The organism is Metabacillus sp. RB-C-LZQ-3-1 (assembly GCF_058315175.1).
This window is the reverse complement of record NZ_JBZFLI010000002.1, coordinates 295515-307673: the sequence shown is the minus strand read 5'-3', so window position 1 is coordinate 307673 and position 12159 is coordinate 295515. Positions and strand designations below refer to the sequence as shown.

Sequence of the window (12159 nt, the reverse complement as noted above, 5' to 3'; positions counted from 1 at the left end):
GTCCTTTTGCGAACTATACCTGCACCATCAGAAAAAAGCCTCCAAAACTGGCAGCTGGATCTTGAATTTGCTTACACTTTAATTGAACAATTTAAGGTGTTGATTTAATGCGAAGCGAACTTATTTTTTAGAAAAGGGAGTTGGAATCTTATACTTACGGGAGGTTACTATGTTTAGAAAAAGTAAATATTTGATGTTAGCTGTTTTAATGTTAGTGGTTTTATCAGCTTGCTCATCTAATAAAACCATTAAAGAAGAAAATTCAAAAACAGAAGTGAGTTCTACTTTTTCAATTCCTGTTACGTTTGAGGAGGAAGGAAAAAAGGGTGAATATATTTTAGTGGGAGAAAAAGAGAAATTAGCTTTTCAAATCGCTTCGAGGTCAGATGATGAAACTATTGAAATAATGCCAATTGTAGCAAATCAACCTAATAAATATATGTGGTATTTATGGGGAGAAAATTTAAGTGGTAAACCATTTAAAGTAATTGGTACGAATACAGATACAAAACAAGAAATAGTTATTTTTGATGATAAAGTTTTAGGTTCAGAGTTAAATGGTATTGATGCTCATACTCCAAGTTCAATGGAATTTCCTACTGCTGGCATCTGGGAATTAGATGCTTATGTTGATAAAGAACTGTTTGGAAATATTATTGTGGAAGTTAAATAAATTCACTCATTTTGAACTAAAAGGTGGTTTACGTAAATTATGTTAATATATTATTACGTCAACGCTCAGATTTATTCTGAGCGTTTTTACTTACTATATTAAATAAACAACTTACCAGTTGAAATTAGCAAAGCACCGTTTAAAATAATAAGGAACTCTCTTCAAACTACCTGCTCGTTAGTTCTATATCTTCTTTCTGACTTTTATCAAGCTCCATGATAATACCCAAGTAATTCCAATAAAAAATATTTCTATTATGTAAGATTCTAAGTGATTCATATGTATAGCAAAAAAATGTGATGAATCAGATGAATAAAAAATTGCCAAATCCACAAATAAAAGAAAAGAGATACTATTATATGGATTAAAGGTCCTATCCATACTTTTGGTAATCTACGCTTAAATGGTTCCCAAAATGATAGCAATTGGTATTTCGAGCACTTCCAAAACAAATGGGTCAAACCATGTAGAAGCACTTATCATATAGTAGCACCTCATTTCTCATTAAATCTTTCTTGTCTCTTTTATTAATCAATCCCTGCGATACTTGAATAAAGAAAGTACAATAAGATTACTTACTTAGATTATGCAATTCAAATGACTCTTCATAGTCATTCCACTTAACATTAACTTTAACTACTTCATCGTCCCTTACTTTTGCTCCGTTTACCGTTCTTCCCATATTCTTATATGTAACTTTTGTGGGCGGTTCATCGAATTCCCTTGTACTACTACCACTTCCAACAGATGTTTCAAAAGAAAATTCAAGATATTTCACCGAAGAAAGCTCTTTTAAAGAACCTTTATATGTTAATACTAATTCATCAGTATTTTCGTTAGAGTATGCTGTTCTTCCATCTTTTTCTTTCCAGATTTCTGTTCCACTAAAAGTATATTCAGCTTCCCAATATTCACCTTCTCCACTAAATGTATAGTCATATTGTTCTTCTTCATCTGAACAAGCTGTTAAAACTATCATTGCGAATAATACTGTGAGCATTTTTTTCAATTTAACCGCCCCCTTAACTTTGTTTTACACCAAATATCAAACACCTTTGAGGCTACTTATTAGAAATAATCTTCCCCAGTTAGTTTAAAAGAAATATGGACTACTTCCTTTTTGAGCATAAATTTTCTATTAATTTTATTGTATTAAAATGACATCCTAGAAGAATATATAACTATATTTACGACCAAGGTGGAAAAAAGTTCCTAAAAAGTTTCTGTTCAATACCATAGAGTAAATAAATCCGAACAGGTATCCCCTTCTCTTTGAGTTGTTTACAAAGTTCAGGACGAATTCCGTATAACATTTCTGCTTCACATCGGATTAAGTAAATAACCAGGCTCTATAATCTGTTTATATATAGTTTCATCGTGAGAAGCAATTGATACCTGATGTCGGGCATTAACACATAAATCCACTAATTCTATATAACCTTGGTTTAACTCATCTGAATGAGAGATACAAATTGTCGTATTATCACGACTGGGTGCTTGGTCAGGATAATACGACCATGCATTAATTAATTAAGTCAACAGATTTTGAACCAACAACTATACTATAGTTTTCCCGAAAGCGTTCAAACATTTTTCAGGGTAAATCGATGTTCAGAGTGAAAGGAGATCAATCTATGACTAATCCTTAAATATTTCTTCACAACCTTTTCCTAATTTTTAAAAATTCACACACAATGTTATTCAACAATGATCTAATCGCTGAACAAGATCCAGCTATTTTATCGGCATGAAAAAAGTATCTTCAATCGAAGATCCCTTTGTGCTGCTTGTTCAATTAAATCCGTTAATTGATGAACTAAAATTGCATTATATTGTCCTATTTTATTTCATTTCTCTTACTCAATTTCATCTAAAACATCCTCGATAACCTCAGATAATATCTCAACACTTCTATATTCCTCTTCTAAGGTATTTTCTGGGCCACCTATTTCTAATAAAAGCGAATTTCCGAATAAATCTTGATTATAGGTGTTTTTTGTTTCTTCACCTGTTGTATAAATGCGACTTGAAATCCCTGGGTACTTTTCTTCTAATTTATTATGAAATAGTTGTGCTATAAATCTATTTTCTTCATATTTTCTGCTAATAGGTGAAACCGCGAAAAATACCCGAGAAACACTTTCACCATTAATATCAATAGTTGTTTTGTCACGTTCTCTACTTCCTCTATGAATATCCAGTACAATTTTTAGATTTTTATTTTCGCTAAGAACTTCCTTAATAATTTCTCTTATACTTAATGGTAAAGACCATATGAAAGCAATTAACATTAATAATTGTCTTGATGTAAAAAAGGAAATTATTGCTGTAAAAGTAGGAAAAACTAGCATAAATAAAGTGATTAAATTGATATCGATGTTAGCTTCATTTAAGTATGGATTAATAAAATTTAATATTAACCATAAAGCAATTGATAATATTGCTGCAATTAATCCAATAATAGATGGCTTTCTTATCATTTAAGTGATTTCTCCTCCCTTGATAGCACCTCTTTCATACCATAAATAACCAGTTTCTTCTTCAACTATAGGTGCACTTTAGCACAATAAACAAGAAAAACACGATCATTTTTCTTGAACGATCGACCCCTTTAGTTTAAGTGCATTTCTTCACAAACGTCTGAACACAAAAACAAAATGCGATGCTCCTTAGAGCATCGCAACGTTTTTTATGAAAAAAGTATCTTACTTAATTTTAACTTGGTCAATTCTACTTTTGGAGCATCAAAACGCATTAATATTACTTTCTTGTATTCGGAAAGTTATAGTATCTTGAATCTAATCCAATTAATTATCGGTTTCCTCCGGTTTTTCGTTCATTACCCCTCTTGAAATTTCCAGTTATCTTCGCCATTATTAATTGTGCTTCCGTTGTATTATCCGCAACTCTAATTCTCTTTAGAAATTTCTCTGCTTCTGTTCCTTTTAAGATTTTTACCTGTCTACCATGATAATCCAAAAAGACTGTATTATCTTTTGTCACTCGATATTTAAAAGGTTCGTCACCTAAACGATTTCTTTTATCGATATTATTCAATATTTCTTATCATCCTTGTCAAATTTAGTATTTTGAAACTTTTAATGTGAATAAATGACTGGAAATAGATGTTTAGTTTTTATACCTTATTTTTTATCAATTAATAATAAAACTGACAACACCACCACACTAAATACCATAATAAACAGAAATGACAAGTATAGCGTCATGAATCCTCCAAATGTCTCATCAAACTCTAAGAGTGCGAAATCTGGGTCATACATGCCACCCATGGAAATATATCTAGCCACTTTAAGATAAACAATATGGAAGATAATACTCATCCATATTGTTCCTGTATACTTTCTATATAGCTGCAATTCCAAAAGTGAAGAGTAATATAAAATAATCTATCGTTATTGCAACTGGCTCACTAAAGAATATTGACGCCAATGCCATCACCGTAATCGGCACACAGACGAAGATTAACGGTTGCAAAATTAACGAGATGTTAAAGCGAAATTTCTTATGCAACTCTTCAAATATTAGTCCACGGACCAAGGATTTAAGACGTTTTATCTTATCAGATTTAGTTGTGTTAATAGATATTTTACACGGAGTTGAACCTTTAATAATAATAGGGAGTTTTCTCCCTCTCTGTTTTTAAATCTGTTTAATAATATATCCAACTGGCCTATCGTTCAACTTGTTTTTTATAGTAAGAATGTGAAACTAGATTTTCAACAATCGCGCTTGTTTGTTGAAGATCAAACCACAATATTATTCAACTAACGCAACCGTTATTTTAAGTGCAATCCTTCACAAAATCTAATTAAAACTTCCTGAAGTTCCTTTTTTGAATTAGGGTTATATCAAGAATAAATACCTGTTTACTCAGATTAAATTTCTCCCAATTTTTCAGCATATTTAATAGAAAAGTAAATACTAATTGCACCCAATACAGAAAGTACTGCTATCACAAGATCCTGACTAAGATTGAAGACTGTTGAAAAATTCGGAAGCTGCATGGCTAAAATAGCACATATAACGGTTTGTACGACTGCCCTTTTCCAAATAGCGAAGTAAAAAAGCGGAATAAAACTAATGAGAGTAACAAGAATTGAGCGAACAATCATATCACCAACAAATCCCACGGTATCCGAAACTTCCACCGTTACATTTATAAAAGGAAACATTTGATCAATCAACAGGGTTGTCGCTACCGTCAAACCAAAAGAGACAAGTGTTGCTATAAAGACTAAAAATGCGATGAATAGGACCTTTACCCAAAACAGCTTTCTTCGATTGATTGGATAGCTGTAGGAAAGAGAAATGGTCTTATTCTTAAATTCTTCGATAAAAACCTGATTGATGAGAGAAGCTCCGAATAGAACAAATCCCACTTGAACCGAAAGGATTAGAGCAAATAATGCATCAATGCTCTGACCAAAATCAGCACTTATCATTTTTATAAAAAACACAGGCAAAAACATAAGAATCAGCCAATAAACGATTAATTCACTCATAACAGACTTTTGTCTTAATTTCCTCCACTCCAGCTTCATCAACTTAGCCAACTTTTCCACCTCCATTAACTAGAGCATAGAAATAATCCTCTAAAGAACTTGTATGTTTTTGAATTTCTTCAATTTCAATATCATGAAGGATAAGCATTTTGGAAATTGTGCTCTGGGAATGCCTCAAATCATAAATTCGAATTCTGTTTCCTTGAATTATTTTCATATTGGTAATTTGCAACTCATGTTCAAGTAAATAAATGGCCCTTTCTACATCGGCTGATACGAGTTCAATATAATCTGTTTTTTGCTTTCGAATATCTGCCAAAGTAACTTCATTTAAGAGCCTTCCTTGATGAATAACTCCAATCCTGTTTACAACCTGTTCCATTTCACCTAAAATATGACTGGAAAGGAGAAAGGTAATACGGTACTCTTTGTTAAGCATCTGAATTAAATCTCGTATATCCTTTATCCCAATTGGGTCGAGTCCATTTGTAGGTTCATCTAAAATAATAAGTTCTGGTTTTGTAATAATGGCTCGAGCTAGCCCAAGTCGTTGCTTCATTCCGAGTGAAAAATCCTTCACAATTTTGTCCTCTATCCCTTTTAAATGAACCATATCCAAAGCATATTGAATTCCTTTATTATCATAAAATCCAAGGTATTCACAATGCAATTTAAGGTTCTCCATAGCTGTTAAATGCTCGAAAAAAATTGGATATTCAATAATACTTCCGACTCTTTTTAAAACGTGCTTTGATCTCTCGGAAAGACTTTGGCCAAATAACACGATTTCTCCCCTAGTAGGATTCGTCAAGCCAGTTAACATTTTCATGATCGTGGTTTTACCAGCCCCGTTCTGCCCAAGGAATCCGTAAATTTCCCCTTTTTTAATATGAAGATCTATATCGGATATTATTTCCTTCTTCTTTACTTTTTTCGTCAAACCAATCGTTTGAACTACGTAATCCATGATTTGGTCCTCCTTTTACTGTTTCTTCTATCATAGACAACGAATTTATCTTTTTTCTTTCTTATTTCTTACATGTTTCTTACGTTTTTAAAAAAAGAGAGGCTGTTCCCTATGGGATTCCCCTCTTGCAAAAAGTATTAGTATGTAATTCGTTTAAAAACACAGGTAAAGACTGTTTTTTCGAAAGGCTTACTCTTCAAATGAATAGAACCCTTCAAAGCCTCTGTGAGTCTCTTCGTAATGCTCAGTCCTAAACCGCTCCCTTGAAATTCAGGATTTCTCGCATCGTCTAACGTATATAACCTTTCAAACACACGGTCTTGATCCGACTCGGCAATTCCCTTTCCTTTATCCCATATATCGATTGCGATATTTTCTCCTTCTTCTCGAAGTGTTAAACCCAATATCCCTCCATTACTTCCGTACCGAATGGAGTTAGAGATTAAATTATTCAATATTCGATTTAGCGCTTCTTCGTTTCCAAGGATGTAATAAGGCTGTTGGGGAATAGAGATTACAACCTCAATACCTTTTAATTGAAGTAAGTCATAAAATTCCAAAACATTTTTCCGGCAAATTTCATTTATTTCTATCCTACTTAATGGAATTGAATAATCAACCGAATCTATTTTAGCAAGATCGAAAAATTGATTTAATAAAGCGATTACGCTTAACATCTTCTGATGTAGTCGAAGAATGGTCTCATTACGCTCTTTCTCCGTCATATTCTCATCTAACTGCACTTTTTCAACATATCCTAAAATAACGGTTAGAGGAGTTTTCAAATCATGTGACATATTAGATAGCATTTTCTTTAAGCTAAGTTTTGTTCTTGCATAATCTGCCATAACTCTTTGATTATAATCTAATAGTCTGTTAATTTGAATAAGAAACCGCTGAATTGTAAGGTGAGCTGTTTGGAATAACAATTTTTCGGAAGTCCCATGCTCGATAATATTGGCCAATTTATTGTGAATTTCATTTAATTCTCTATTTACTTTCCTTCGAGACAAAAATTGCAGTCCATTTAAAATAAGTAAAACAATAACAATAACAATTAATACTTGACTCATAGCCTACTCCCCCAATTTATATCCGATACCCCAAATGGTTTGAATATATTTTGGATTTGACGGGTCCTCTTCAACTTTTTCACGAAGTCTTCTTATATGTACGTTAATCACATTTTCATTTCCGTAATAGTCATCTTCCCAAATTAACTGGTAGATTTGCTCTTTTGTAAAAACTCTGTTTGGATTGGTCATAAATAGTTTTAACACATGAAATTCCTTGGATGTCAGCTTGATGAAGTTACCCTTAATTTGTGCAGAAAATGTATGTAAATGAAGAGTTAGATCTTTATATTGGAGTGTATCTGGGACAGATGGACTCTCCGAAGGTTGATATTGTGTTGCCCTCCGAATAGCCGCATTTACTCTGGCTGTAAGTTCGATCATGGAAAATGGTTTGCTAATATAATCGTCTGCTCCAAAACCAAGCCCTAATGCTTTATCAATATCGCTCACTTTAGCCGAAATGATCAATATAGGAATTAAGCTCGTTTCTCTTATCCGCTTTAAAAAATCCATCCCATTTAGCTTAGGAAGCATTAAATCAAGCAAGACAAGATTGATTTCTTCTTTCTCAAAAACAGCTAGAGCCTCTTCCCCATCAAAAGCATTGAATACTCTAAAATTCTCCCTTTCCAATTGACTTGTTACCAAATAACTTATTTCTCTGTCATCCTCGACCAACAGAATGCTCATTTTCATTCTCTCACTTCCAATTGAAGATCGGTTCATCGGTTCCAATTATTTCTGTCCTCCGTTAATTAATTTCACCTTTCGAATCTTCTATCACTACTTATTCATAATTCGTTATGCAAAATACTTATTCCTTCTTTCGCTAAACTGTTCAATAACAAAAGAGTGTAGATTTATAAGGACATAAAAAAACTAATTAAAGCTATTGGGCAAATTACAAAATTATATTTAAATAATCTCGTTAAGTTATCTATATATTTTATTAAACCGCCTAAAGAATAATTAATTGTTTTTCCTTATTCATTATTAAATCCTCCTATATCCTTTTATTTATAATTTATCATTGGGAACCTTAATCCTTCTTCCACTAACCTGAACCTGTTAATTTCGCTGTGATTACAGGTAACATATCAAACTCTTTTTCTATTTTGCAATTTAATAAACGCTTATCTATTGTTATTTTCAAATCCAACAATATAAGATTTGCCTACAGATAATATGCGAACTACGATCTAATGTAATAATTAACTAACCTTAACTAGCCCCTAGTCCCCCATTTAATGTGATTAATCGTAAAGTTTTGAAATTACTCATTTTTCCATGTCTCTTAATTACCAAATTTAAACTTATATAGTAATATTTTATAGTCTCCCCCATGAGAGGGGGTGAGAACATGGATGTAAAAGACATATTAAAAAGCTTCTCAGACTTTGAGTTGACTGTTATGCAAGAAAGGTTGCATTGTTATCTTTTTTGTAAAGAATCAAAAAGCTTAGAAGACCTTTTGTATTTAATAGTTGAGGAAATCAACAATAGAAAACACTAGGTAGCACAATAATCCATTTTCCGTTAAATCTGGCAACAAAGGATTCAATAAAGGGGGAGATCCTAGTCTACCTCGCATGTGTTATAGTAACGCATTCACCCTCTTAACATTACGATAATAAACCACTATTGAATCTCCCCGAAATTGTAGTTTACGTCGATTCCATATATTCCACAAAAAAATGCAATTAACAATTCTCCTTTTAGACATAATATCTAGAGACACAAGGAATAAGTATTTTAAAAATTTCGCAGTTAAGACTAACTATTAAACCAATCAATAATATTCATAAGACTTCCCTTTAATAAATAGTGTTGTAATTACTTTTCTATTAATAATGTGAAATCACCTTATTGTTCCATTAACCTGCTTCTATAATTCAATAAAAAAGAAGTGCCACTCCTACTTAAAGAAAAGCACCCTTTAGTTGAATGAGACGTCATAAACAATAAAAGCGATTATTATTCCGATAACAATAAAACCACCAATTGTTGGACTTCCATAAAAGGCTCTATTCCAACCATCATCGGTTTTTATTTTGCTTTTCTCTTTATCCTTATTATCACGTTTCATAAAATCCCACCAAATAAATTAAATTATCCATTTTAAACTATAATATTTCTATATTTTGATTTATTCTTCATAAACAAACCTGCTTACCTAGTCGAAGAAGAAAAATGCCTTGCTCCTTATTGAAACAAAGCACAAATTAGTTAATTGAAGAAATAAATGGACTCTATTTAAGAAATCAATCAAAATATACAGGTTCTTGTGGGTTATGTAAATGTTTAAAAGCCAATTGAATTTGCGATTCTGTATTTCTTGCTATTGATAACAGTGGTAGTTCATTTTCATTAAAGAACTCGACTGCACTCGTTTCTATTCCTTTTTTTGGTTGTCCACCAATTATTTCGCATTGGATAAACATTTTATAAACGTGATAAGGAGAAGGAGGATGTGGGTGGCACTTCTTATCAAGTACACCTAATAATTTGATTGCTTTCACATCAAACCCTGATTCTTCTTTTACTTCTTTGACCGCAACTTCACTCGGAGTTAGTCCTATGTCAGCCCAACCGCCTGGTAACGACCAATCACCATCTGTTTTTTCTCTGACCATTAATATTTTATTATCCTTAAATACAGCAGCCCTAATATCTACTTTAGGTGTTCCATAACCAGTTTCATTTGCAAACAAATCCCTTATAACTGTCTTATCCATATCTGTATGTTGCGACAATATTTCAACGCTTATATTTCTTATTAATTCAAATCTTTCCAAGTCATAAACATCTTTAGAATAAGTTAATCCCGCCTGTGAAATTGCTTGCAGCTGTTTTGCCCAATCTAGCCATTTAGGTTCCATTTTTCCTCACCACCAATTCGATTATACCAAATATTACCGCTCTCCATGTGAAACTCAAACAGTCCTTGTTAAACTTATCTGCCAAATTAGTCGAATAAGAAAAAAGCGATTATTCTTCTTGAACAATCGCACCCGTTAGTTTAATAAGAACCATCCATAATTCATTTAATTTTAATAAATTTTAAAAATTAAAATGTATAAATTTTTAAAGCGTGCTACATTCGAAATGTATCAAACAAAATAAGATAAGAAAGGAAGAAAAAATAATGAAATTTAAAGTCCAAACATTTCCAAACTATCGTATTGCTTATATGCGACGAGTTGGCTGATATGGTCCTGCCAATATTGTAGTAATGGAGAAGTTTAAAAAATGGGCTAAGGAGAAAAATCTTTACTTCTTGTTCTTCTTTTATTAACTTGTTTCTATAGAAAAAACGATCAGTTATCGAAGAAAACTGCTCCGTTAGTGGACAAAAAAAGCTGCCGTAGCAGCTATCGGTCTTAAACTCTTGCACCCGTTACTTGAATAAAAAGGCAATCACTAATTGACCACCCTTTTACTCATATATTTACTTTATAATTCAGTGCTAACTCATCTCCAGATAATCCTCTTATTCCCCAGTTATGTTTTGGTGTTTCAAAAATTGTAATTTCAACATCTTGAGGAGATATATTCAATTCACTATTTATACGTTCAAAAAGTAACTTTAATAATTGTTTTTTAACTTCTACCGTTCGACCTTCGAACATACTAATCTCAATAACAGTGTAAGCTTCAGTTCTTCCATTTGCAAAATAAAAATCTTCTTTGTCCATTTGGAAAAAACGATGAAATTTCTTATCCGAAGGAAATTCAAGTGCTTCCACCATACACGAATGAATAACGTTTGATAGTGTTTCTTTAATCGGATTTAATCTATCCTTAATTCCATAAATTTTTATTTGTCCCATTCTCATCTCACCTTTCTCTTCTCAACTAAACTAAACTCTGTCACATTTAATCCTATTCTACAAAGAGATTTGAAATTCCTTTTTCAAGAATCCTGCTTCGTGAGTGTAATAAAAAAAACGAGTTTACTATTATAGAAACGTCCCCGTTAGGTTAAGTGTGTTTCTTCACTAATCACAGTTTTTGACCGTTTTATTTTTTTCCATTTGAAATACATTTCAAATAATGAAAAAAGGAATACAATCCATAAGAAACCATTATCAAATGATATTCCAGAAACGGATTTCCCTCCTAAAGCAGTTAACAACACCATTAGGAAAAGGATATAGACAGTCGAGACTATTTGCCATTTTAATACCATTTCACCATCTGTGTCTCTGTATCTTTTAAAAAAGAAACTAAACAGAAATAATCCAACAAACACCAGAATCACAACTTCTTTTGGAATCTTGTACGCAAGAAGAGTATAAGGAAAATAGTCATAAATAAATAGTAATGTAAAAGATAAAAGAATCATTACATCTAATGGTTTTAAAAAAGTCAAGTTTATCCCCCTTTTTTATATTACCATTTACAATTATTGTTTACTAACCTCCCGTTAGAGGAATTACATAAAGGGCCAACTTCTTTTTGAAGTAAAGCTACCCGTTAGTAGTTAAATAAGAAAATTTCATTTTTCAAATCTAACTAACGTTTTTTCAGTTATTTCTATCTGGTCAATATCAAAGTTATTGATTTGGAGGGTTATCTCACCCTCTCGACTTTCAGTTTCTTCTCCTACCCAACAACTATATAATTCAAAAAAATCTCCTTTTTCAAGGTAACTGTCCATAATTTCACATAGTTCTATTAGCTTCTTTTCCGATTCGGCACAGATTTCTGGAGTCGTATATTTCGAAATGTTAATTCCCCAATGACTAGACACTTCATAAACATACAGTGTAGTAAATTGATATTTCTTTACATTTTGCAGTTCATCTTCACCAACAAAACATCTGCCAATATAAAAAAAATCCTCTGTAAATTCTTCATCATTACTCGATATTTCTATATTACAGCCAATGTAGGAAGCCAAACTCATTACGACTCACT

Annotated in this window: 14 protein-coding genes; 2 read left to right on the top strand and 12 right to left on the bottom strand. The window is 32.1% G+C overall.

Going from position 1 to position 12159, the window contains the following annotated elements; all coding sequences use genetic code 11:
- Positions 1-169: 169 nt before the first annotated feature.
- The gene (locus AC4GZ8_RS04880; RefSeq protein WP_491080680.1) at positions 170-673 is read left to right on the top strand and encodes a DUF4871 domain-containing protein; all 504 of its coding nucleotides are present in this window, start codon (positions 170-172) and stop codon (positions 671-673) included.
- A 571-nt stretch (positions 674-1244) separates the two neighbouring features.
- On the opposite strand, the gene AC4GZ8_RS04875 is transcribed toward AC4GZ8_RS04880, so the two are convergent.
- The 7 genes from AC4GZ8_RS04875 to AC4GZ8_RS04845 all read right to left on the bottom strand — a co-directional run bounded on the left by AC4GZ8_RS04875 (position 1245) and on the right by AC4GZ8_RS04845 (position 7935).
- Positions 1245-1673, bottom strand: a complete 429-nt coding sequence (locus AC4GZ8_RS04875) for a hypothetical protein (protein WP_491080866.1) — start codon at positions 1671-1673, stop codon at positions 1245-1247.
- 856 nt (positions 1674-2529) lie between these two features.
- Complete coding sequence (spoIIP, locus tag AC4GZ8_RS04870; RefSeq protein ID WP_491080679.1) at positions 2530-3153, bottom strand: stage II sporulation protein P; 624 nt, start codon at positions 3151-3153, stop codon at positions 2530-2532.
- Between the two features lie 331 nt (positions 3154-3484).
- Positions 3485-3730 (bottom strand): hypothetical protein, encoded by a 246-nt coding sequence (locus AC4GZ8_RS04865; protein ID WP_491080678.1) that lies wholly within the window; start codon positions 3728-3730, stop codon positions 3485-3487.
- Between the two features lie 839 nt (positions 3731-4569).
- Entirely contained in the window at positions 4570-5256 is a 687-nt protein-coding gene (locus AC4GZ8_RS04860; protein WP_491080865.1) for an ABC transporter permease, read from the bottom strand.
- Complete coding sequence (locus tag AC4GZ8_RS04855; RefSeq protein WP_491080677.1) at positions 5240-6163, bottom strand: ATP-binding cassette domain-containing protein; 924 nt, start codon at positions 6161-6163, stop codon at positions 5240-5242. The genes AC4GZ8_RS04860 and AC4GZ8_RS04855 overlap by 17 nt, the downstream gene beginning before the upstream one ends.
- Positions 6164-6300: 137 nt before the next feature.
- On the bottom strand, positions 6301-7236 hold the full coding sequence (locus AC4GZ8_RS04850) for a sensor histidine kinase (RefSeq protein ID WP_491080676.1): 936 nt from the start codon (positions 7234-7236) through the stop codon (positions 6301-6303).
- A 3-nt stretch (positions 7237-7239) separates the two neighbouring features.
- A complete protein-coding gene (locus AC4GZ8_RS04845) occupies positions 7240-7935 on the bottom strand; it encodes a response regulator transcription factor (protein ID WP_491080864.1) in 696 nt (231 codons plus the stop codon).
- 664 nt (positions 7936-8599) lie between these two features.
- Here AC4GZ8_RS04845 and AC4GZ8_RS04840 point away from each other — a divergent pair.
- Entirely contained in the window at positions 8600-8752 is a 153-nt protein-coding gene (locus AC4GZ8_RS04840) for a hypothetical protein (RefSeq protein ID WP_491080675.1), read from the top strand.
- Positions 8753-9175: 423 nt separating this feature from the next.
- Here the strand turns inward: AC4GZ8_RS04840 and AC4GZ8_RS04835 are convergent, their stop codons facing one another.
- From AC4GZ8_RS04835 to AC4GZ8_RS04815, 5 genes are all read right to left on the bottom strand, one after another.
- Positions 9176-9325, bottom strand: a complete 150-nt coding sequence (locus AC4GZ8_RS04835; RefSeq protein ID WP_491080674.1) for a hypothetical protein — start codon at positions 9323-9325, stop codon at positions 9176-9178.
- Positions 9326-9500: 175 nt separating this feature from the next.
- On the bottom strand, positions 9501-10118 hold the full coding sequence (locus tag AC4GZ8_RS04830) for an NUDIX hydrolase (RefSeq protein WP_491080673.1): 618 nt from the start codon (positions 10116-10118) through the stop codon (positions 9501-9503).
- A 561-nt stretch (positions 10119-10679) separates the two neighbouring features.
- The gene (locus AC4GZ8_RS04825) at positions 10680-11069 is read right to left on the bottom strand and encodes a tautomerase family protein (protein ID WP_491080672.1); all 390 of its coding nucleotides are present in this window, start codon (positions 11067-11069) and stop codon (positions 10680-10682) included.
- Between the two features lie 146 nt (positions 11070-11215).
- On the bottom strand, positions 11216-11611 hold the full coding sequence (locus tag AC4GZ8_RS04820; RefSeq protein WP_491080671.1) for a hypothetical protein: 396 nt from the start codon (positions 11609-11611) through the stop codon (positions 11216-11218).
- Between the two features lie 126 nt (positions 11612-11737).
- On the bottom strand, positions 11738-12148 hold the full coding sequence (locus tag AC4GZ8_RS04815; protein ID WP_491080670.1) for a hypothetical protein: 411 nt from the start codon (positions 12146-12148) through the stop codon (positions 11738-11740).
- Positions 12149-12159: the final 11 nt, after the last annotated feature.